The sequence below is a fragment of the Rheinheimera sp. genome, from assembly GCF_030690345.1.
Taxonomy (GTDB): domain Bacteria; phylum Pseudomonadota; class Gammaproteobacteria; order Enterobacterales; family Alteromonadaceae; genus Alishewanella.
The window spans coordinates 639,871-660,524 of record NZ_JAUYGV010000007.1; the positions used below are offsets into that span (position 1 = coordinate 639,871).

Genomic DNA, 20,654 nt, shown 5'->3' on the forward strand with positions numbered 1-20,654 from the left:
TATCACAGCGGATCTCCGGCTATAACATGGCGCAGCGGCGCCAGAGTTTGCTGCCAGGTAAAGTGCTGTATTATCCAGTGCCGATTTTGCGCTGTGGCCTGCGCTGCGCCCAAAGTCTGCAAACAGGCTTGACTAAAGGCTTCAACACCATCGGCAATCAGGGCTCCCTGGCCATGCGGGGCATTAATTCCCTCCATTGCCATAGAGGTACACACCACGGTTTTATCCATTGCCATGGCTTCGAGCACTTTATTCTGAATACCTCTGGCGATAAGCATCGGTGCCACTGCAAAACGGGCGCCACTAATATAAGGACGCACATCCTGTACGCGTCCGGTAACAATAACGCCGGGTTGTTGTGCTAAGGCTTTCACATCCTGGCCCGGATTGCCGCCGACAATCAAAAAGTGCAAATCCGGATGCTGCTGTTTTAATCTTGGCCAAACATGTTGACAGAACCAGCAAACTGCATCGACGTTGGCCCAATAGTCCATGGCACCGGTAAAGACAATGTAGTGCGGCGGCAGCGGTTTTTCCGCCGATGCCGGCGGCACTTCAGGTGAAAAGTATTCGGTATCAACCCCGTTTAGCACGCTGTATACCCGGCTATGTTGCTGCAGTGGCAGCAATGAGCGAAAAGCTTTGGCTTCGTCGTCTGAGACGAACAAACTGCTGTTAAAGTGCTGACATATTTGCATTTCGTATTGTTGCAGTAAGCGTGCTTCCCGCTGATAAAACCAGCGTTTAATGCCGCCGGACTTTTCTGCATATTGTCGCCATTTATCTGAGTCGATATCGACAAAGTCAATCACTCTGCGTAGTGACTGATACTGTTCGTGGTCAACGTACTGCGCCATGGATGACGAGTAAACCAGTACATGATTAATGTCATGTTGCAGCATTTGCTTGTTTACCCAACCGGCCATGGCAGGGTTAAAGTAGTAGGGCAAGGTGATGGCTGAGTTTGACAAAAATCCGCTTAGACCACGCAGTTTTGCCTGCCATTTAATCAGGTCAATGCAGCATACACTGGCACACCATTGCAGTAGTTTATCGCGATACTGCTTGTCGTAAGGGTCATCAATAAAACAGCCAAGGTGAATAGCATAATGTTCACTTAGCGCTTTCATCAGATTAAAAGAGCGGATTTTGTCGCCTTTATTCGGTGGATAAGGAATGCGGTGTACCAACATCAGCAGTGCCGGCTTTTTCGGTGAATTCATCCCAAATACCTCGATAACTTAGGCCCCAGCCATTGGCTGGCTGCCAATGGCAGGCGCTGCCAAAGCTTAATAAACAGCTGATATTTAGGGTTGTTTGGACTGACATCAGGCAAAACATTGGCTTTCACCAGATGATACTGATAGGGCAACTCTACCGGTGTCATACCCCAATGCCGCTTATAATGATAAGCACCGGAGTCAAGTTTGCTTCTGCCAAAGTCGTATGAGCTGCAATTTTTGTTAATGCGGGCATGGCACATCAGCTGATAATACATGTAGTCATTACTTTTTAATGACTTGGCATCAAAGGTGCCACCGCCGTAGTAAGGCAACACTTCATTTTTAAAGTAGAAGCTTAATACTGATGAAACGGCCTTTTGTTGCTGCCTTACCGTGAGTATTTCTGTGTGCTCAGGAAACACCTGGCTGATTTTGCGGAAAAACGCTTTGCTGAACACCGGGGTGCCCAGGTTTCTGACACTTTCGGAATAGGTTTGGTAAAAATCGTCAGTATTGCTGTCCAAAGTAAAATTTAACGGCTCATTCAAAGCCTGACGCACAACGGCACGTTGTTTCTTTTTAATATTGGCCAGTATTTGCTCCGGCGTCTCGGCCAATGAGCTGGCAAAATATGCATGTTGGCTGCGGGTGGTAAAACTATTTTGCTGTGCAGTTTTATAGCGTAGTTCTAAATGGTGCACATTGAGTGATGTTGCCAGCTCAACGGCAGCCTGCTCTAAAAAGCGTTTTACCGCCGGCGAGCCCAAAGCGCCGCCATAGACACAAAATGGTGTAGACACCAGCGCATCACCGAACAATAAGCTTTTTACTCTGGCCAATGGCAATACGCCGACTATGTTGTTTTGTTCGGTCGCATAAAGGTAGTAACAGCGATGGCCGGTGTCGGCAATAACTTGCTGCCAACCGGATAAATGAAAAAAAGTGGCTTCTTCGCAGGAGTTGACAAAGTTGTCCCATGCCACCGCTTGCTCGTCCATGAGCGACAATGTATTCAATTGATACATCAGTTTCCCTTTAATTAAACAAAATACGGCTGGTAAACTTCTCTTACAGTGCGCCACTGATAATCCTGCAGCAGCAATTCCAGCTTAGCACTCATCCGGTGCAGGTTGGTGTAATGACGCAAGCGTGATTTTAACGGGGCGCTGCTAAACCTGGGCTGTTGCGGGTCAATTTCCCACGGATGAAAGTAAAACATATAGGGCGCAGCGCTTTGCTTTAAATAACTGTCTATACCCTTCTTACTTAACCAATACGGCATCAGGCGAAAGTAGCCTCCACCGGCCACCGGCCATTGTTTACCCACTTTATTCAATACCGGCATCGGGCATTCCCATATACCCTCAGGCCTCTTGTAAGGTTGTTGCGGCCAATCGGGGGTGCCGTATAAATCGTGCACTACAGGGTAGGTACTGGAGCTGTACAAATAACCTGCTGCGGCCAGTGTATCAAAGGCCCACTCATTGCTTTTACCAATTGAAAAGCTGGGCGCTCTGTAGCCGGTTATCGCAGTGCCGGTAATATCTTCCAGCAGCGCTTTAGCGCGGCGCACATCAATAGCGAACTCTGTAGCAGATTGCACCGAGGCTTTGGCATGGTTATAGCCGTGGCTGGCTACTTCATGGCCGCCGGCATGTATTTTCCTGACCAGTTGCGGATAACGTTCGGCAACCCAACCCAAAATAAAAAAGGTGGCTTTAGCCTGGTGACGATCAAATTGTTCAAGCAACATTTCGGTATTACGTTCTACCCGTTGCGGCAATGTAGCCCAGCTGTCAGAAGAGACTGTGCTGTCAAATGCCGCCACATGAAAATAATCTTCTACGTCGACTGTCAGGGCGTTACTTCTTACTACGGGTAACGGCATCTGCATTAACGCCCTTTACCAAACAGCACTATTTCAACGGTCCTGATCAGGATCATCAAATCGAGGAACAAGCTGCGGTGCTTAATGTAATACAGGTCAAACTTCAGTTTTTCCTGTGCATCCTCAGCCGTTGAGCCATAAGGGTATTTAAGCTGGGCCCAACCGGTTAAACCGGGTTTAACATTGTGCCTTTGGTTGTAGTAGGGAATATCCTTCACCAACTGATGGACAAACTCCGGACGTTCCGGCCGCGGGCCGACAAAACCCATTTCACCGGCTAATACGTTCATCAATTGCGGTAATTCATCAATGCGGTACTTCCGGATAATACGGCCAACCCTGGTGACCCTGTCATCATTGGTTGTTGCCCAGCGCGCGCCGTTTTTTTCAGCATCGTGGCGCATGCTACGAAATTTAAGAATATAAAACGGCTTGCCATCAAAGCCAACGCGTAATTGCCGGTAAAATATTGGTGCGCCGGTACTGCGACCATCTTCCAGATAGATTAGCAACGCGGTGATCAGCATAATAGGCCAGGTTACTGCTAACATCAGGACGGCGAGGATCAGGTTGAGCTTATAATCGAGATTAGTTTTAAAGCGTTGGTTCAAATCCAGACCATTAGCATAGATAACCCAACTGGGGTAAATCAGGTTTACTGCAATTTGCCCGGTTTCCCGCTCAATAAAGTCAAGTATTTCAATGACATCGATGCCACGGGTTTTACACTTAAATAAATGCTCGACCGGCAGCATATTGCGGCGTTCATCACAAGCAATCACTAACTGATCAATATTGTTTTCAGACACGAATTGAAACAGATCATTCTGGTAGTCGAAGCGGGTAAGGCGATGCTCAGGAATGCCGGCATTTTTGTCGCCTTCAATTGGGGTGAAACCAAAAATTTCGAAATTACGCTTATCTACATTGCGGCGCATACGGCGTTCGATAATAGAGGCGCGCTCACCGGCACCTAAAATTAAAATCCGTCGTCTGCTGATACGGGTAATGTCGTGGTAGTGAAACAGCGCTCTGAAACAAGACAGAAATAAAGCCGCCAATCCGGACGCTATAGCCAGGTAGACAGTGCCGATGTGTAAAAAAGAGAACAGCTGAAACACGATAAATTCGAGTAAAATAGCGTTAAAAGTTAAGGTAATAACAACACGTTTAATAATACCTTTTTGGCCTTCGCGTAGCTTTTGATCATACAGGCCAACCGAAAGGGCGCACAACATCACAGACGCTGCGAATATTAGTGCATTGATTAAACGGTGATCGAGGGAAATTGGGGAGGCATAAAAACTGTAGATATAACTGGCGAGCATACTGGAGAGTGCCAACAGCACCAATTCCCCCAGAAGAAACAGCTTATCTGCAATCGTATTTCTTCCATAACGACTTGCTATACTCATAACGACATCCTTGTGCATCCATTGCGTTTAGGCTGTTGCAGACCTGTGTTGCATATCCATCTGCAAAATTTAGCTCAGTAATTATACTATTTCTACGGCAAAACAGAAATTATATTTTCTTTTTTTGCAGCACAAGCGTAAATTTTTAAGTTATATTGTCAGGGCATCAGTAAAAGGACCAGTACTATGATGGCGTCATCTGCGAAAGGATATTGCGGTTTAGCATTGATTTTAAGTCTGTTTTTATCAGCTTGTTCAGTTAATCCGTTACCGCGGGCAACTGTGCAAAACTCCCTCACTACTTCAGTAGATAATTACCAGTACCTGATAGGTCCGGGTGATTCTGTTTCTATTTTCGTTTGGCGTAACCCCGAATTATCAGGTGCCTTCCTTGTCAGACCGGACGGGAAAATCTCGACGTCACTGGTTGAGGATGTCCCTGTCAGTGGCAAAACGCCAACCCAGTTAGCCAGAGATATGGAAGCTATACTGAGTAAGTATATCCGTGATCCTGTGGTGACGGTTTCCATGACTGGTTTTGTTGGCCCTTATAGCGAGCAGGTCCGGGTGATAGGCGCGGCTGCTAATCCGCGGGCAATCAGTTATCGCGAATATATGACGTTGTTGGATTTGATGATTGCTGTCGGCGGTTTAACCGAATTTGCCGATGGTAACGGCGCTAAATTGGTCAGGGTAAAGGATGGTGAGCAGCAGACATTTGATCTGCAGCTGGATAATCTCATCCGTGAAGGTGAGATCGGTGCCAATGTTGATATATTGCCCGGTGATATCATCATAATACCGGAAGCATGGTTTTAAGCAGCAAGGGTTAGCTGCGTAGGTTCAGGGAGTGATACATGAGAGAGTTACAACAGGCAATTGAGCAGGTTTACACCTATGTCCAGGGCGTATGGATACGCCGGCGCTATGTGGTGATTACCGCTTGGTTAATTTGTCCGGCTGGTTGGTTCTATGTCTATAATATGCCGCCGACCTTTGAGGCAAACGCCAAACTATACGTTGAAACCAGTACTGTACTGCAGCCTTTATTGCAGGGGCTGGCGTTGCGTACCAACAGCGATGATGAAATAAAGCTGATGGCCAGAACTTTGCTAAGCAGGCCTAATTTGGAAAAAATTGCCCGCGCAACAGACCTTGATATTGTGGCAAAAGATGACAAAGCTTTTGAGGCGTTGATCGACGGCTTACAAAAGCAGATCCAGATATCGGCATCCGGGCGCGAAAATATCTACGTCATATCATATAGCAATCCGCAACCTCAAATGGCGTTAAAAGTGGTGCAGGAAACGCTGAATAATTTTGTTGAAGGCCAACTTGGCTCCAGTCGCGCTGATTCGCAAACGGCAGAACGTTTTCTCAACAATCAGATTACCGATTACGAACGGCGCTTAATGGAAGCCGAAATTCGTTTATCTGACTTTAAAAAACAGCGTATGAATATGTTGCCCGGCAATCAAAGCGATTACTACAGCCAAATAAGCAATGAAAAGAGTCGGTTGGAAGAGGCCAGATTAGCGTTGCGTGAACTGGAAACCAGATTAAGCTCGGCAAAAAGTCAATTGGCAGGCGAGGAACCAGTGTTTGGTGTAATGCCTTTTGCCGGCAGTACCAACAGACCTGCGACTGAGTTTGACGAACGGATTAAGAGTCTGCAGTCGCAACTGGACGGTTTATTGATCCGCTACACTGAATTTCATCCGGATGTGCTGGAAACAAAACGCTTGCTGGCGCAACTTGAAACACAGCGCGATGAAGAATTGGAGGCTTTTGCGCAAATTTCATCGGAGAACCCGGCACAGAACGTTAATCTGAATCAGAACGCTGTATATCAGGAATTACGCATCAGTGTCTCCAGATTGGAGACTGAGGTGGCGTCAATCAAAGTGCGGGTCAAGGCCTATGAAAATAACGTGGCGGAACTTGAAAGTAAACTTAATTTGATTCCTGAAATAGAAGCCGAATTTACCGGGTTAAATCGAGATTACGATATTACCAAATCAAAATATGAGGCTTTATTGTCACGCCGTGAATCGGCTGAGTTATCCCGCAGAGCTGACGCGTCTGAGCAGGATGTGCAGTTTAATATCATAGAGCCGCCAAGGGTGCCTTTGACACCGTCTGGCCCAAATCGGGGCCTATTTTATACCTTAGTGTTGTTTGTTGGTGTGGGAGCCGGTGTCTGTTTAGCATTTTTACGCAGTCTGATATCACCGGTGCTGACGCGTGCATCGCAGTTAAAAAGCATCACAGATTTTCCGGTATTCGGTGTGGTATCACATACTGACAAATATGCGATCTTGAAGCAGGTTAGAATGCACTTTGTTTATTTTGCCATGCTCAGTGGTGGTTTACTGCTCTGTTATATCGCGTTATTAAGTAATGAAGTGTTGTTTGGTCGTTCCGCTGAATTGTTATTGAGGGTTATCCGGTGAGTATTATTGAAAAAGCCATCAGCAAACAGGTGCAGCAGTCTGATCCCAAACCATTAAGCACTATTGAACGCACCCAGGCTGCTATTGAGTCCGGAAATGAGCCTGCTGCCGGGCCCGTTGTCACTGCTGTAGCGTCTGATACAGCTGAATTCTCAGATCATAAAGCCTTTATTGAGTTGAATTTACCTGAGTTGGAAAAGAAGAATTTTGTATCCTTGTCCAGTGAGCGCCGTCTGATTAATGAAGAGTATCGGGTGATAAAACGCAAACTGATTAACAACGCTTTTGGTGCACTTAGCGGCACGTTAAAGCATTCGAATCTTATTCTGGTTACCAGCTCCAGACCAGGTGAAGGTAAAACCTTTTCGGCTATTAACCTGGCATTGAGCATCGCTCTGGAACAGGATAAAACAGTATTGCTGGTAGACAGTGATGTATTGCGGCCAAGCGTATCGAAAAGTCTGAACATAAAATACGATATTGGCTTAACGGACTATCTGTTATCAGATGAGATTAAGGTGTCTGATATTATGCTTAGTACTAATGTTGAGCGGTTAAAGATCATTACCGCAGGCCGGCCACATCACTTGTCAACAGAGCTACTGGCCAGTGAGCGTATGCTGATGTTGGCTAATGAATTTGCCTCGCGTTACCATGACCGTATCGTTATTTTTGACGCGCCGCCGTTGCTTGGAGTTAATGAAACTTCCGTAATGGCGTCGATGTGTGGCCAGGCTGTGGTGGTATTAGAAGAAAACCGCACTAAAATAGCTGAGATTGAGCAGGCTGTAGCACTGTTACCAAAAGATATCGCCACCGGTTTTCTGATTAACAAAGCACACCGTAACCAGGGTAAAGGTTATGGCTATGGTTATTACTATGGTGCCGGCTAGCGTGCTGAAGCTGAGTATTGTCAGTCGGAAGGTAGTTGCAGGAATAATTGCTGTGCCGTTTATTACTGTGTCTGCCATTGCGGCAGAAGTGAAGATAAGCCCGGAGTTAGAACTGGGTTCCTATGCTTTTTGGTTACGGGATGATCAACAGTCAGCCGGTTTGGATAAAGGTCTGGCCGCTCTCGTCTCCCCGTCGTTAACCGTTAATGCGACAGGTAGTAACTTGTCTTCGGCACTTTATCTGCAGAATGAGTCGATCTGGTACAAAGATGCACAGCGCTCGCACAAAAGTTTGGCGGAATACAGTTGGCGTAATCTGGCTACGGCTTATGACAAGCGCGTAAGTTTTGGCGTCAGTGCCAACAGTAGTCAGCGGGTGCGTAATTCGCAAAACGGTGTGTTTTCCGATATTATTACAGGTCAAGAAAATCTATCTAAAACAGAAAGTTATACCGCCGATCTTGGTTTTAAAACGCTGAGCACTGCAGATGTAAGGGCACAACTGGCGCTATCTTACCGGGTACTGCGCTCTGAAGCGCCTGAGCTTGATGACGGTGAAGCCAGTTTTAATAATGATGCATATACAGCAACTCTGGGTTTAGGTAGTGCTACGCGGCAATCTACGCTGTTTTGGCAGGCTAATGGTAATTACAGTAAAACAGCACGTGATGCCAGAGGTGACTTTGTCAGCAAAAGTGCCAGTGGCAGTGCCGGCGTCCCTGTAGCACCGGGGTTGTCATTAGTGGGTAGGGGCAGTTACGAGTACAATGACAACACCAGCAGTTTTAATAATGAATTTCGTTCTTACGGTGTAGGGCTGGAGTATCAGTTTGGCAGAGCATCACGAATTAATGTAACGCAAAATCGCTACACCAGCGGTAACAATGACTCTACCCAGGCAGATACCAGTGGCAATTATATTGGTACGGAGATTTTTCTTGCCCCCAGCCGGCGTACTACCTTGTCTTACAATCTGGACCGGCGGTATTTCGGCCGGACGGCAAATTTGCAGGCAAGCTATAATTTACGGTATTTGTCTTTCAGGCTAACGGCAAGCGATTCTGTACAGACTTTGTCGTCATTGGACGAAGTGTTTGAAGACTTGGGCATTTTTGTCTGTCCTGATGGCGCTGCACAGATTAACGAGTGTTTCAGGCCGCCGACAAATAACTATGAGTTGGGCACCGGCGAGTCTTTTCGCCAGTTGTTTGATGTTGAATTTGAAATTAGTGAGGAGATTATTCAGCGGCGTTCTGCAGCGATGACCGTGGGCTACAGTAAAAACCGCCTTGCTTTAAGTGTACAAGCCAGTAAGAGCGAAGATGACTATGTTGAGTCTGCAAGGTTTAATGAGCGTAGTACCTTCTCAATGCAAGCGTCGTGGCAGCTTTCACAACACTCCGGGCTATTACTGAATGCCAGGCACTATGAAATTGACTACGGTTCAGAGCAACGCAGAGACGCTAATATTTCGGTCGAGTTGGGGGTTAATCATAAGCTCAATACCAATGCGGGTATTAGCGCCAGTGTGCGACGGCTCGTACGCAATTCGACGCTGGATAGCTTTGATATTGAAGAAAATCGTATTTGGTTAACCTATAACCATAAGTTCTGAGCCTGATATGCCAGACTCAGCTTAACTGTCTTTCTCATCCCTGCTGCTAAGTAAGTGCTGTTGTCTTTTCAGCAGGGCATCCAGCTCTTTTGCCATTTTTATTTTCTGCTCCAGCTCGCTGTCCAACATCACAGACAGCTCCTTACGTGCATCTTGAGATGTCAGTGCAGATACTGAGCTTGTGGCCGAATGGGCTGTTGCTGGCGCCTGGTTGGCTATTTCTTGTGATATCTCTTCAAGTACGGTGCTAACGTGGTCAACGTTGATTGCTGCGCATTCTTCCAGATAGCCAAACAACAGGATGCGGTCCATCACGGTGTTGATTTTGCGCGGAATACCCCGGCTGTGCTGCTGGATAAGTTCATAACAGCCGTTTTGCAATAGCTGCAGATCACCGCCGGCTTGCTGCAGGCGATATTGAATATAGGCTTTGGTATCTTCCAACTGGAACGCTGACAAATTAGATGAAGCAATAATACGCTGCCGGAACTGTTCCATATCCGGTGCCTGTACTATGGCATTGAGCTCGTTTTGACCGAGTAAAAAGCTCTGCAGCAGTGGTTTGCCATTTAGCTGAAAGTTAGACAGCATGCGCAGCTCCTCGATTGATGCCAGAGGCAGGTTTTGCGCTTCATCGACCAGCAACAGTGCTCTGCGGTGCTGTGCGTGCAGCCGTTTCAGATAACTGTATATGGCGTCGAGGTAGCTGGCTTTGCTGTGGTCCGTGACAACCAGATTAAAGCAGGAAGCAATCATTCTGATCAGGTCATCCGGCTCCAGTTTGGAGGTGACGATCTGTTTAGCAATAATTTCATCCTGGTTCAGCTGGCTCAACAGTTGATTGGCGATAGTAGTTTTACCGGTACCGACATCACCGGTGATAACAATAAAACCTTCGCCCTGGGATAAACCATACTGCAGGTAGGCGAGGGCGCGTTTATGTAACTTACTGGCATAAAACCAATTATGGTTAGGTGTAAGCTGAAAAGGTCGTTCCCTGAACCCGTAGTACTTCTCGTACATAATATCTCATCCTTTTGTTATAACAGCCAGACACATTTTTAACAGTGCGGTTGCTGCTAGTTTATACAAAAATAACGCAGAACACGATGTTCCGTTGCCAAGCAAAAATTTGTTTTTTAATTTTGCCAAAGTGTGATGTTCACAGTAATGCCCTTTGGGGTGCTAAGCTGTTATATAACCAGCCTTTTTCTCTGCTTTTTGCTGATAAATTCAGCATGACGCCTAAAAAATGGCCGAACAAATAAACTGACAGAAAAAACTGTTGACACATTTTCGGTGGCACCCTAGAATGCGCCCCGTGTTCAGCGCTAACGCAAGTTGGCAAAAAACATAAAAGTGTGGGGCTATAGCTCAGCTGGGAGAGCGCTTGCATGGCATGCAAGAGGTCAGCGGTTCGATCCCGCTTAGCTCCACCAAGATTTTTTAGTGCGTCCCCTTCGTCTAGAGGCCTAGGACACCGCCCTTTCACGGCGGTAACAGGGGTTCGAATCCCCTAGGGGACGCCACTTCATCATTCATGCTGCAACTGTTACTGTGTCCCCTTCGTCTAGAGGCCCAGGACACCGCCCTTTCACGGCGGTAACAGGGGTTCGAATCCCCTAGGGGACGCCACTTCGCTTCACAGTCTTTATTTCACTACACACTTGCTAACAAACTCATCCTTGAGTCTTTAGCTATTCTGTTTCAAACTCCGCCAGCAATTTACCAACAAACTCGCTAATTAGCGGCTGCGCTTTACTGTTCGGATGTATGCCATCCTGTAACATCAGCTCGCTGTTAACCGCAATGTCATCCATAAAAAATGGCCATAGGGTTATTTGGTGTGTTTCTGCCAGTTGCGGATAAATATTGCTGAATTGTTGGCCATAACGTGGTCCATAGTTTGGCGGAATGCGTATTTGCATCAGTACGGGTACAGCATTATTCTGTTTTACTAACGTAATGATTTCGCTCAGGTTGGTTTGAACTGATTTAACGGTAAAGCCCCTTAAGCCATCATTGCCACCCAGTTCGATCAACACGGCATCCGGCTTGTGTTGACGCAGTAATTCCGGTAGCCTGGCTAAACCACCGGCAGTGGTTTCACCGCTGATGCTGGCGTTGATAAGTTGCCATTGTTGCTGTTGTTGTTGCAATAAATGCGGCCAGCCCTGATGTTGCTGCATACCATAAGCAGCACTTAAGCTGTCGCCGAGAATAAGTAGTTTTTGCGCAGCGGCGGCCTGACTGAACAATCCAATTAACAGAAGTAAGATAATACGCATGATTAAAGCACCTGAAGTTCATATAAAAGCGACTAAGCTGGCTAAGAGTGTCAAAGTCACTGATGGTTCCTTAACTATCCTGCATGATATCAGTTTGACGATCAATCGTGGCGAGTCGGTTGCAATAGTCGGTGCGTCCGGCTCGGGTAAATCTACATTACTTAGTTTATTGGCAGGGCTCGATACGCCGACGGCCGGCGAAGTGTATCTGGCAGGACAGGCCTTGCATGATTTATCTGAAGATCAGCGTGCGGCGATAAGAGCCAAAGATGTTGGCTTTGTATTTCAGTCGTTTTTACTGCTGCCAGGGTTAACCGCATTGGAAAACGTGACGCTGCCGGCAGAGTTAGCAGCAGATAAGCAAGCGAAGCAGCGTGGCCTGGCGTTGCTGCAGCAGGTTGGCCTGGCTGAGCGGTCAGACTTTTTCCCGGCCCAGTTATCCGGTGGCGAGCAGCAACGGGTAGCCATTGCCAGGGCCTTTATTACCAGCCCGGCGGTGTTATTTGCTGATGAGCCGTCCGCTAATTTGGATGCTGTTACCGGGCAAAAAATTGAAGATTTGCTGTTTAAGTTGAACAGCGAGCAGGGCACCACACTTATTTTGGTTACCCATAACACCGAGTTGGCTGCGCGCTGTCAGCGCCAGTTACGGATGCAGGCCGGACGTTTTGTTTACGACGATGTAAAGGATATCGCTGATGTGGGCTAGTATTGCATGGCGTTTATTTTGGCGTGAGCTAAGCCGTGGTGAACTCTGGGTTATCGCTTTTGCGTTATTTCTGGCAGTTGGCTCTGTTGTCAGTTTAAGTGGCATTACTGAAGGCGTAAAAAGTGCATTGATGCAGCGTAGTGCCCAGTTTAACGCGGCAGATAAAGTACTGCGCTCCAGTCAGCCGTTTGACCCGGCAGTGCTTGAACTTGCGCAGCAAAATGGTCTGAGCACGGCACAGCAAATGCAGTTTGACTCTATGCTGTTTGCCGGGGATGCAATGCAACTGGCAACGATTAAAGCGGTCAGCGACAGTTATCCGCTGCGTGGCAATCTTGAGTTAAAACGCTCAGCCGACCTTGTTTCAGGTGAGGATACACAATTACAGCAAGGCCAGCTGTATTTCGAGGCCAGGTTATTCGATTTGCTCAATGTTGCCCCGGGCGATACTGTTGAGCTTGGCGTCGCCCGTTTTACCGTAGCGGGGGTGATTGTCAAAGAACCGGATGCGCCGTTAAGTGTGTTCGGTGGTGCGCCAAGGGTAATCATGCATTTGGCTGATGTGGCCGCCACGCAAATTGTACAGCCGGGCAGCCGTATTGGTTACCGGTATTTATTTGCCGGCGATACGGCGGCTCTGCAGGCGTTTGAACAACAAATGACACCAAAGCTTACGGTGCATCAGCGCTGGCAGGATATGGACAGAGAATCGGCTATCGGTGGCGCTTTAGAGCGTGCTGAGCGCTTCTTGTTGTTAGCCGGGCTGCTTGGCATAGTGCTGGCCGCTTGCGCCGCCGCAGTAGCAGCCGGACGCTATAGCCAGCGTCATACTCAGGCAGTGGCAATTATCAAGGCGCTGGGCGCCACCAGGGCGCAAATCCGCTTGATTTACGGCAGTCATTTATTGCTGGTGGTGCTGTTTAGCTTACTCTGTGGTGCGCTCGCCGGCCAGTTAGCCATTCAGGCGGTGCAGTGGGGCATTGGTTTTTATTTCGCCGACTACCGGGCGGATTTCAGTTGGCGGCCGTTATGGCTTGGCAGTTTAACCTGCCTGGTCTGCGCCTTATTGTTTGCAGCCCGCCCCATGTGGCGGCTGGCAAATACTGCGGCCATTGATGTACTGAAGCAACCGGCAGTTAATCTGCCGCTGGATAAATTGCAATTGTTATCCGGCAGCGTGGCTATTTGGGGCCTGATGTGGTTATTTAGCGGTGAGCTGATACTCAGTATCGGTCTGTTTTTACTCTGTGCCGCTTTTGCCGGCATATTGTTAGCCGGTGCAGCTTTACTGGTGCGTTTTGCCAAACCGGTGGCGGCCGGGCAAAGCAGTGCCAGACGCCTTGCGCTGGCGAATTTACGCCGCCGGCTTTGGGCCAATAGTTTTCAGTTAATTACCTTCAGTTTGGCGATTTTCCTTGCGTTGTTGCTGTATTTTTTACGCGCCGAGTTAATTGGCCAGTGGCAGCGGCAAATCCCGCTGGGATCGCCCAACCAGTTTCTGGTAAATATCACAGAGCAACAGCGCAGTGTGCTGCAATCCTTTGCCGCTGATAATAATCTGCAGTTAGGCCAATATTATCCTGTGGTACGGGGCCGGCTTACATCCATCAATGATGAGCAACTGCTGCAGGAAGCGACAAAAGAAGATCGCACAGAACAGCGTGTTGGCGTCGGCCGCGAGCTTAACTTAACCTGGTTGTCAGAATTACCGGCAAATAATCAGGTGACGGCAGGCGACTGGCTTAATACCGACGCTGCACAGGTATCGGTGGAAGCCGAAATTGCACAGCGGCTGGATGTAAGCTTAGGTGATACTCTGACATTTTCTATCGGCGGCCAACAGCTCAGTGCTACTGTCAGCAGTATCCGCAAAGTAGACTGGAACAGCTTACAACCTAATTTTTATATGATTTTAAGCCCCGACTTACTGGCAGAATTTCCGGCGACTTATATTACGGCGTTCTACCTGGCACCGGAACGCAACTTGTTGCTGAACCAGCTGGCACGGCTGATGCCAACAGTAAGCGTAATAAGCGTGGATAATATAATTAATCAGGTGAATGACATTATTGCTCAGGTAACGGTGGCACTGAGTTTTATTTTGCTGATTATTTGCCTGGCTGCCGGTTTAGTATTGGTTGCTCAGGTGCAGGCAACGTTGGAGCAACGTGAGCAGGAGCTGGCAATATTACGCACTCTGGGGGCGCAGTATCCGTTTTTGCGCAATGCCTTGCTGCTGGAGTTTACGCTGTTGGGGGCGATGGCCGGGCTGTTTGCCACTATTCTGGCGGAAGCAATGCTACTGATCGTGCAGCAGCGGGTATTTGAGTTACCGTTTCAACTGCATTACAACTTGTGGTGGATGGGGCCTGTTATGGGCATGCTGTTGGTTACCGGCTTAGGTTGGTGGCAATTGCGCCGCTTACTACAAATCCCCGGGGCACAGCTGATGCGTAAAGTGCTGCAAGGCTAAGTTGCCTGCAGCGCTTCCAGTGCCGGTTGCAGAGTGTTGAATTGAAATTCAAAACCGGCTTTGAGTAAATTAGTCGGAATGACGCGTTGGCCGGTTAACAGTAAATCGGCCATTTCACCAAACAATAACCGTAATACAAAGGCCGGCATGGGTAGCAATGCCGGACGGCGCAGCACCGCAGCCAGGGTTTGGCTGAATTCGGCATTAGTGACAGGTTGTGGCGCGGTAGCGTTAAAGGCGCCGTTTAAGGTGGGATGCTGCAGCAAAAAATCAATCAGCCGCAGCATGTCATTAATATGGACCCACGACATAAACTGCTCACCTGTGCCTATTCTTCCGCCCAATCCGGCTTTAAACGGCGGCAGCATTTTTTGCAAAGCACCGCCATTATTGGCCAGCACTATGCCGGTGCGCAGCACACAAACCCGGGTAGCCGGGCTACTTGCGGCTAAGGCTAACTCTTCCCAGCGCTGACACAACTGCTGCGAAAATTCGGCGTGAAAGTGATTGAAGTCTTCACTGATCAGCTGGCTCTGCTGCCGGCCGTAAATGCCGATGGCAGAACCGCTCAGCAGCACCTTGGGCGGTGTTTGTGCTGCCTTTATCGCGTTTACCAGCTGCTCGGTAATGTCCCAACGGCTATGACACAGGTGCAGCTTCTGTGCTTCAGACCAACGTTTACCGACTATCGGTTCGCCGGCCAGATTAACCACTGCATCAACGGTATTAAAATCTACGTCAGACAGCGCAGTAACCGCTTGTACGCGCTCAGAAAATAGTGCTTTTACTTTAGCAGCAGAGCGGGACAGTACGATAAGCTCATGGCTATTATGCCATTGGTTTACCAACGCTGAGCCAATCAGACCGGTACCACCGGTCAGTAAAATCTTCATAGTGATTTACCCGTATCTAAACAGCTGCAATACACACCAGCGCTAAGTATAGAGCTTATTTGTTTATCGACAGTGTCATGGACACCGAATCGGCAAAACGTAAAGCGTGTGGCTTATCAATCTCTACTTCAGCGTAGCGCACCGATGGGTGCTCTGAGGCGATGGCCAGCACGTCTGAAGTCATTTTTTCCAATAACGAGAAGCGTTGGTGTTCAACCAGGGCAATAATCTTCTTGGTGATGGTTCGGTAGTTCAGCGCATTGTCCATATTGTCGCTGTTAGCTGCATCTGTGGCACTGTAATGAATGATGGCGTTAATAATCACGTCTTGTTTGTTGTTAATTTCATCGTCTTTAATGCCGATAAAAGTGCGTAAGCGCAGATTCTTAATTTTAATTACCGCAGGGTTTTTCAGTTCCATTAATAGCATTCCGCAAAAAGTTATGACAAAAGAGTTGTTACTACGCGAGTGAAGAGCGGGGCGATCAGTCGCAGCAGCTTGGGCTGCGACACTGAGGTTATTGAAACAGCAGGCTAAAACGTGCTCCGCCTAATTCACTGTCATCCAGTTTAAGCTGTCCGGAATAAGATTGCACCAATTCAGCCACTATCGCTAAACCCACGCCATGGCCTTCATGGTAAGTATCGAGGCGGGCACCGCGTTCAAACAGTTTTATGCGTTTGTCGGCTGGCACGCCCGGGCCATCATCTTCGATGCACAAGGTAAGCTGATTTTGCTGTGTGATGGTAACTTTGACGTTGTGGCGGCAGGCTTTACAAGCGTTATCCAGCAGGTTGCCGAGAATTTCCATTAAGTCGGTTTCATCGCCACGGAATACGCAGGTTTCAGCGCACTCTACACTGATAGCAACATTTTTATCACGATAGATTTTGCTCAGTGCAGATACCAGCTTATCAAGTAATGGCTTGATATTAATTTGCTTTTTCCAAACATCCTGGCCTGAGCTGGCTGCCCGTTTCAGCTGATGTTCAATCATAGAGGTAATGCGATCTAACTGCTCTTTCAACTCCGGCTGTTGGCTTAATGCCGAGGTTTGCAATACCGCCACCGGGGTCTTTAGCGCATGGGCCAAATCACTTAAATGGTGTCGATAACGCTGCTTTTGCCGGTTCTGGTTGGCCAGTAGCAGGTTCAGGTCTTCCTTGATAATCGACAACTCAGCCGGATAGCGACCGTTAAGCTGCTCCTGACTGCCATTTTCTACGCGACGGATCTCATGGTCGAGTTTGGACAGCGGTTTGGTAGTCCAATAATATGCCAGTAACATTAACAACAGCAGCATCAGACCAATGCCGATAAACCATTGGATCAGCGTAGCGCGAAAGGCTAATTGCGGTGCCTGTAATCGCTCGTCTGTTTGCACGACATGCACAGTGAGCGGCCGGGTGTAGTCTTCTGCATCAAACAGCAGGGCAATCGACAACACCCAAAATTGTCCGCCGGGCTGATTTACCATGCGAAACAAATGTTCACCTTGCGGTAAGGCCGTTAGCGGTGGCGTGAATTGCTGATTAAGTGAGGAATCTGATTGCCACACCAAATCCTGCTCATGGGTAATATAGGCACTGAGGCCGGAGTCCGGCCGGTAGAAGTCAGGAGCGAGGGCGTTGTTCAGTAACTCCACTTTATCTACCGAGACATTTAACTCAGACAAAATGGCGTACATATGTACTTCCAGCTTCTGCTCTGTATTCGTCAGAAGTTGGGTATAGAAAGCTCTGTCGATAGCAACAAAAGAGCTGGGCAGTAACAGTAGCAGCAGAAAAACACTGATCAACAACTGCCTCAGCTTCAGAGATAGCGCCATATCAGGCCACTGACAACGTAAAGCGGTAGCCTCTGCCTCTTAGCGTTTCAATCGGCTTGGTTTCGCCGTCCGGGTCCAGCTTTTTGCGCAAGCGCAGTACAAAAACTTCGATCACATTACTGTCTAAATCGAAATCCTGGTCATAGATGTGCTCGGTCAGCTCAGTTTTAGAGATGACTTTATTAGGGTTCAACATAAAGTACTCCAGCACTTTATATTCATATGCCGTTAAATTGATCTCTGTTTCGCCCAACCAAACCTGCTGTGTGCGGCTGTTAAGTGCAATCGGCCCGGCAGATAGGGTGGGTTCTGGTTGGCCGGCTGCACGGCGGATCAGTGCATTACATCGGGCCAGTAATTCTTCGGTGTGGAAGGGTTTGGTCAGGTAATCATCGGCACCGGCGTCCAGACCTTCTACTTTGTCCTGCCAACTGCCACGGGCGGTCAACACTATAATCGGGGTTTTTAAGGCTTTTTGTCTGGCGTTGCGAATTAACGTTAAGCCATCCATTTTAGGTAAGCCAATATCGATAATCGCTAAATCGTAGGGATACTCAGACAGCTTAAACCAGCCGTCATCACCATCAACGGCGACATCGACACTGAAATTCTGCTGCTGTAATTGTTCTTTAATCTGCTGCGCTAATAAGCTTTCATCTTCAACAACAAGTAAACGCATTAATTTCCATCCCTTTGCACGCGGCCTGACTGGCCATCAACTAACACTGTAACTACGCGGCCATCTGCCTGCAGCACTCTGATGCGATAACGCTGTTGTTCGTTTTGTACTTTAACAATCTTGCCCGGATAACGCTGTTGCGCCAAAGCGGCCGCTTGTTCTCTGCTGATCTGTGGTTTGTCGCTGATGACTTTCGCATCTGATAACACACTGAACAGGAGTGCTGTTGTTAACAGTAGTACCCTTGTGCCTGGCATTGTTCTCTCCATATGATATCAGCGGTACTTTACCGAACTATTAATTCGGCAGCAATCGTCTGTAATAACACTTTTCAAACTAACGTCAGTGTTGAACCTGAGTTACGGCTTTTATTTACGCTTAAAGGGTAGTGCGCTCAGACTTAATTAACGCTGAATAGCAAACAATAAAGATAAATAAAAAGTTAATTTAAATTTGCATATGTAAATATATTGGCTAATTTAAATGAGTTGGCGCAAAAACTCTCCGATACTGATTGTGTGGCTTGCTATTTGGTGCAGCGCCAACCCGATACAGTCAGGCAGTAGTCAAGGCAGTAATCAGGGAACGAGGGCGATATTTTAAGGACGATAAAATGAAAAAAATATGTTTTGCACTGGGTATGACCGCACTGACATTAACCGCAAACCAATGTTTAGCCGATACTAAGCCGGCAATGGAAATCAGCAAAACTGCTGCTGCCAGCAGCATGCAAAAAGTGCCGTTGAATACTGCTACCTTGGAGCAATTAGATGCTATCCCGGGCTTGGGTGAAAAAAAGGCTCAGGCGGTACTGGACTATATTGCTGAGCATGGTCCTATTAAAGACCAGACACAGCTAACTCAGGTGAAAGGCATTGGTGAGAAGCTGGCGGCTAAAATCAGCCCTTATTTAAGTTTTAACTAAGCGCCAATAACCTTTGAATCAAATTACCTTTTAGCACAGTACAGCCCCGGGATTAATCTCCCAGGGCTTTCATTTGCTCATTGGCCCACTGCACCGCGGTATGGTATGCATCCGGTACTTTATCGGCTGGTAGTGTTAAACTATTTATTGCCTGGCTGGCTTCCTGCCACTGTGCTGTTTCATAAAACTGGATCAACGTAATGTAATCTGCCAGCACCCCTTGCTTTTCTACCAGGGCTTCTTTTATTTCTTTTGCCAGCGGTAACTTGTCCATCACTACATCGATAGGTTCATCTAAAATGGCATCCATCAAAGACATTAAACCGGTAAGGAACGCTTTGGCAGTATCTATCTTGCCATGTAATCCGGCAATGCCTTCAGCAAAGCGGGCGCGGGTCATTGACATACGCATCAATTCGGCTGGTTTATCACTGCTGATCTGGGCAGTAAATAACAACGATAGAAAGCGCTTTAGTTCACTTTGCCCCAGTACCACCAAGGCTTGCTTAATGGTTTCAATTTCTGCGCGACGTTTAAACACGGTGGAGTTACTGTAACGCAACAACTTATAGGACAAGTGCACGTCGCGCTCAAACACTTTGGTAATTTTTGCCAGGTCCATATCAGCTTTGGACGTTTCGTACAGTAACTCAGCCAGGGTCATTTGTGCCGGAGACAGTGACTTGCTTTGCATCATCTCAGGCTTGGAAAAAAAATAGCCCTGAAAATAGCTGAAGCCCATATCCATGGCGGTTTGAAACTCTTCGTTGGTCTCGACCTTCTCGGCCAGCAATTTAATGTGCCCGAAAGGCGCCACAGCGGCTTTTATCTCGTTGATAGTGTCGATAGAGGTAGAGCGGAAATCAACTTTGATAATATCAATAAAGGGATAAAAATGGCGCCATACCGGTTGGTGAATATAGTCATCCAGCGCGAGGGTATAGCCTTGTTCTTTCAAATGTTGGCATTCGGCCAGCAGGCGCTTGCCCGGCTGCACCGTTTCTAAAATCTCTATCACCACTTGTTCTTTCGGCAACATGCCGGGATATTTTTTCAACAAGGTGTCGAGCGTAAAGTTAATAAAGCCCGGCTTATCACCAAGAAAATCATCCAGGCCAAAATTGAACTGGCTACCTTCTATCATGCGCGAGGTAGCTTCATCACCGTCTATTTCCGGAAATGCGTTTTGCAAGCCATCACGAAACAGTAACTCATAAGCATAAAGCTGTTTGTTGCGGTCAAGTATCGGTTGGCGGGCGGCATAAAAATACATAGATGTTCTATCCAAAATGAACACTGAAACACTAATTTAGCAAAGAAGCTGATACAGGGGGTACAAGTTTTTTCACCCCTGTATTTCTTTGCGCCGGC

19 protein-coding genes and 3 tRNA genes are annotated in these 20,654 nt (G+C 47.6%); 10 read left to right on the forward strand and 12 right to left on the reverse strand.

Features of this window, described 5'->3' with window-relative positions:
* Positions 1-2 precede the first annotated feature (2 nt).
* The 4 genes from Q8O77_RS13775 to Q8O77_RS13790 are packed head-to-tail and all read right to left on the reverse strand — an operon-like array spanning position 3 to position 4,526.
* A complete protein-coding gene (locus tag Q8O77_RS13775; RefSeq protein WP_305554171.1) occupies positions 3-1,223 on the reverse strand; it encodes a TIGR03087 family PEP-CTERM/XrtA system glycosyltransferase in 1,221 nt (406 codons plus the stop codon).
* Positions 1,220-2,248 carry a FemAB family XrtA/PEP-CTERM system-associated protein gene (locus Q8O77_RS13780; RefSeq protein WP_305554172.1) on the reverse strand — a complete coding sequence of 343 codons (1,029 nt, stop codon included), beginning with the start codon at positions 2,246-2,248 and terminating at the stop codon, positions 1,220-1,222. The genes Q8O77_RS13775 and Q8O77_RS13780 overlap by 4 nt, the downstream gene beginning before the upstream one ends.
* Before the next feature lie 14 nt (positions 2,249-2,262).
* On the reverse strand, positions 2,263-3,111 hold the full coding sequence (locus tag Q8O77_RS13785) for an XrtA system polysaccharide deacetylase (protein ID WP_305554174.1): 849 nt from the start codon (positions 3,109-3,111) through the stop codon (positions 2,263-2,265).
* A gap of 5 nt (positions 3,112-3,116) precedes the next feature.
* Entirely contained in the window at positions 3,117-4,526 is a 1,410-nt protein-coding gene (locus Q8O77_RS13790) for a TIGR03013 family XrtA/PEP-CTERM system glycosyltransferase (protein WP_305554177.1), read from the reverse strand.
* 186 nt (positions 4,527-4,712) lie between these two features.
* Here Q8O77_RS13790 and Q8O77_RS13795 point away from each other — a divergent pair, with 186 nt between their 5' ends.
* Genes Q8O77_RS13795 through Q8O77_RS13810 form a run of 4 tightly spaced genes read left to right on the forward strand, consistent with a single transcriptional unit; the run spans position 4,713 to position 9,487 of the window.
* Positions 4,713-5,345 carry an XrtA/PEP-CTERM system exopolysaccharide export protein gene (locus tag Q8O77_RS13795; RefSeq protein ID WP_305554180.1) on the forward strand — a complete coding sequence of 211 codons (633 nt, stop codon included), beginning with the start codon at positions 4,713-4,715 and terminating at the stop codon, positions 5,343-5,345.
* A 38-nt stretch (positions 5,346-5,383) separates the two neighbouring features.
* Positions 5,384-6,979: an XrtA system polysaccharide chain length determinant gene (locus Q8O77_RS13800; protein ID WP_305554183.1), complete on the forward strand. Its 1,596-nt coding sequence runs from the start codon at positions 5,384-5,386 to the stop codon at positions 6,977-6,979.
* Entirely contained in the window at positions 6,976-7,872 is an 897-nt protein-coding gene (locus tag Q8O77_RS13805; protein WP_305554186.1) for an XrtA-associated tyrosine autokinase, read from the forward strand. The genes Q8O77_RS13800 and Q8O77_RS13805 overlap by 4 nt, the downstream gene beginning before the upstream one ends.
* The gene (locus tag Q8O77_RS13810) at positions 7,841-9,487 is read left to right on the forward strand and encodes a TIGR03016 family PEP-CTERM system-associated outer membrane protein (protein WP_305554189.1); all 1,647 of its coding nucleotides are present in this window, start codon (positions 7,841-7,843) and stop codon (positions 9,485-9,487) included. Before Q8O77_RS13805 ends, Q8O77_RS13810 begins: the two co-directional genes overlap by 32 nt.
* A gap of 21 nt (positions 9,488-9,508) precedes the next feature.
* Here Q8O77_RS13810 and Q8O77_RS13815 read toward each other — a convergent pair whose 3' ends face one another.
* Entirely contained in the window at positions 9,509-10,510 is a 1,002-nt protein-coding gene (locus tag Q8O77_RS13815; RefSeq protein ID WP_305554191.1) for an ExeA family protein, read from the reverse strand.
* Positions 10,511-10,850: 340 nt separating this feature from the next.
* Between Q8O77_RS13815 and Q8O77_RS13820 the strand changes: the two genes are divergently transcribed.
* The 3 genes from Q8O77_RS13820 (at position 10,851) to Q8O77_RS13830 (ending at position 11,122) form a co-directional block, all read left to right on the forward strand.
* Positions 10,851-10,926: transfer RNA gene (locus Q8O77_RS13820), tRNA-Ala, on the forward strand.
* 14 nt (positions 10,927-10,940) lie between these two features.
* Positions 10,941-11,016: transfer RNA gene (locus Q8O77_RS13825), tRNA-Glu, on the forward strand.
* 30 nt (positions 11,017-11,046) lie between these two features.
* Positions 11,047-11,122, forward strand: a tRNA-Glu gene (locus tag Q8O77_RS13830).
* Between the two features lie 62 nt (positions 11,123-11,184).
* Here Q8O77_RS13830 and Q8O77_RS13835 read toward each other — a convergent pair.
* Complete coding sequence (locus tag Q8O77_RS13835) at positions 11,185-11,775, reverse strand: arylesterase (RefSeq protein WP_305554194.1); 591 nt, start codon at positions 11,773-11,775, stop codon at positions 11,185-11,187.
* On the opposite strand from Q8O77_RS13835, the gene Q8O77_RS13840 reads away from it, so the two are divergent.
* Both Q8O77_RS13840 and Q8O77_RS13845 read left to right on the forward strand, forming a co-directional pair.
* Entirely contained in the window at positions 11,774-12,484 is a 711-nt protein-coding gene (locus Q8O77_RS13840) for an ABC transporter ATP-binding protein (protein WP_305554197.1), read from the forward strand. The two genes, Q8O77_RS13835 and Q8O77_RS13840, sit on opposite strands and share 2 nt — an antisense overlap.
* Positions 12,474-14,957 carry an ABC transporter permease gene (locus Q8O77_RS13845; protein WP_305554200.1) on the forward strand — a complete coding sequence of 828 codons (2,484 nt, stop codon included), beginning with the start codon at positions 12,474-12,476 and terminating at the stop codon, positions 14,955-14,957. The genes Q8O77_RS13840 and Q8O77_RS13845 overlap by 11 nt, the downstream gene beginning before the upstream one ends.
* Here the strand turns inward: Q8O77_RS13845 and Q8O77_RS13850 are convergent.
* The 5 genes from Q8O77_RS13850 to Q8O77_RS13870 all read right to left on the reverse strand — a co-directional run bounded on the left by Q8O77_RS13850 (position 14,954) and on the right by Q8O77_RS13870 (position 18,615).
* On the reverse strand, positions 14,954-15,850 hold the full coding sequence (locus Q8O77_RS13850) for a TIGR01777 family oxidoreductase (RefSeq protein WP_305554203.1): 897 nt from the start codon (positions 15,848-15,850) through the stop codon (positions 14,954-14,956). The genes Q8O77_RS13845 and Q8O77_RS13850 overlap by 4 nt on opposite strands.
* A gap of 55 nt (positions 15,851-15,905) precedes the next feature.
* Positions 15,906-16,271, reverse strand: coding sequence for a dihydroneopterin triphosphate 2'-epimerase (gene folX, locus Q8O77_RS13855; protein ID WP_305554206.1), 366 nt, complete (start codon positions 16,269-16,271; stop codon positions 15,906-15,908).
* Positions 16,272-16,368: 97 nt separating this feature from the next.
* A complete protein-coding gene (locus tag Q8O77_RS13860; RefSeq protein ID WP_305554209.1) occupies positions 16,369-17,679 on the reverse strand; it encodes an ATP-binding protein in 1,311 nt (436 codons plus the stop codon).
* 1 nt (position 17,680) lies between these two features.
* Positions 17,681-18,358: a response regulator transcription factor gene (locus Q8O77_RS13865; RefSeq protein ID WP_305554212.1), complete on the reverse strand. Its 678-nt coding sequence runs from the start codon at positions 18,356-18,358 to the stop codon at positions 17,681-17,683.
* Positions 18,358-18,615 carry a PepSY domain-containing protein gene (locus tag Q8O77_RS13870; protein WP_305554215.1) on the reverse strand — a complete coding sequence of 86 codons (258 nt, stop codon included), beginning with the start codon at positions 18,613-18,615 and terminating at the stop codon, positions 18,358-18,360. Before Q8O77_RS13870 ends, Q8O77_RS13865 begins: the two co-directional genes overlap by 1 nt.
* Before the next feature lie 356 nt (positions 18,616-18,971).
* Between Q8O77_RS13870 and Q8O77_RS13875 the strand changes: the two genes are divergently transcribed.
* Positions 18,972-19,283: a helix-hairpin-helix domain-containing protein gene (locus Q8O77_RS13875; protein ID WP_305554218.1), complete on the forward strand. Its 312-nt coding sequence runs from the start codon at positions 18,972-18,974 to the stop codon at positions 19,281-19,283.
* Positions 19,284-19,335: 52 nt separating this feature from the next.
* Here the strand turns inward: Q8O77_RS13875 and Q8O77_RS13880 are convergent, their stop codons facing one another.
* Positions 19,336-20,556: an EAL and HDOD domain-containing protein gene (locus Q8O77_RS13880; protein ID WP_305554221.1), complete on the reverse strand. Its 1,221-nt coding sequence runs from the start codon at positions 20,554-20,556 to the stop codon at positions 19,336-19,338.
* Positions 20,557-20,654 lie beyond the last annotated feature (98 nt).

Bases quoted from the DNA above. Each gene is read 5' to 3' on its own strand.
- Q8O77_RS13840 (WP_305554197.1), top strand. From the start codon at position 11,774: ATGATTAAAGCACCTGAAGTTCATATAAAAGCGACTAAGCTGGCTAAG.
- Q8O77_RS13785 (WP_305554174.1), bottom strand. From the start codon at position 3,111: ATGCCGTTACCCGTAGTAAGAAGTAACGCCCTGACAGTCGACGTAGAA.
- Q8O77_RS13800 (WP_305554183.1), top strand. From the start codon at position 5,384: ATGAGAGAGTTACAACAGGCAATTGAGCAGGTTTACACCTATGTCCAG.
- Q8O77_RS13860 (WP_305554209.1), bottom strand. From the start codon at position 17,679: ATGGCGCTATCTCTGAAGCTGAGGCAGTTGTTGATCAGTGTTTTTCTG.
- Q8O77_RS13780 (WP_305554172.1), bottom strand. From the start codon at position 2,248: ATGTATCAATTGAATACATTGTCGCTCATGGACGAGCAAGCGGTGGCA.
- Q8O77_RS13775 (WP_305554171.1), bottom strand. From the start codon at position 1,223: ATGAATTCACCGAAAAAGCCGGCACTGCTGATGTTGGTACACCGCATT.
- folX (WP_305554206.1), bottom strand. From the start codon at position 16,271: ATGGAACTGAAAAACCCTGCGGTAATTAAAATTAAGAATCTGCGCTTA.
- Q8O77_RS13845 (WP_305554200.1), top strand. From the start codon at position 12,474: ATGTGGGCTAGTATTGCATGGCGTTTATTTTGGCGTGAGCTAAGCCGT.
- Q8O77_RS13790 (WP_305554177.1), bottom strand. From the start codon at position 4,526: ATGAGTATAGCAAGTCGTTATGGAAGAAATACGATTGCAGATAAGCTG.
- Q8O77_RS13875 (WP_305554218.1), top strand. From the start codon at position 18,972: ATGAAAAAAATATGTTTTGCACTGGGTATGACCGCACTGACATTAACC.
- Q8O77_RS13850 (WP_305554203.1), bottom strand. From the start codon at position 15,850: ATGAAGATTTTACTGACCGGTGGTACCGGTCTGATTGGCTCAGCGTTG.
- Q8O77_RS13795 (WP_305554180.1), top strand. From the start codon at position 4,713: ATGATGGCGTCATCTGCGAAAGGATATTGCGGTTTAGCATTGATTTTA.
- Q8O77_RS13870 (WP_305554215.1), bottom strand. From the start codon at position 18,615: ATGCCAGGCACAAGGGTACTACTGTTAACAACAGCACTCCTGTTCAGT.
- Q8O77_RS13810 (WP_305554189.1), top strand. From the start codon at position 7,841: ATGGCTATGGTTATTACTATGGTGCCGGCTAGCGTGCTGAAGCTGAGT.
- Q8O77_RS13865 (WP_305554212.1), bottom strand. From the start codon at position 18,358: ATGCGTTTACTTGTTGTTGAAGATGAAAGCTTATTAGCGCAGCAGATT.
- Q8O77_RS13835 (WP_305554194.1), bottom strand. From the start codon at position 11,775: ATGCGTATTATCTTACTTCTGTTAATTGGATTGTTCAGTCAGGCCGCC.
- Q8O77_RS13880 (WP_305554221.1), bottom strand. From the start codon at position 20,556: ATGTATTTTTATGCCGCCCGCCAACCGATACTTGACCGCAACAAACAG.
- Q8O77_RS13815 (WP_305554191.1), bottom strand. From the start codon at position 10,510: ATGTACGAGAAGTACTACGGGTTCAGGGAACGACCTTTTCAGCTTACA.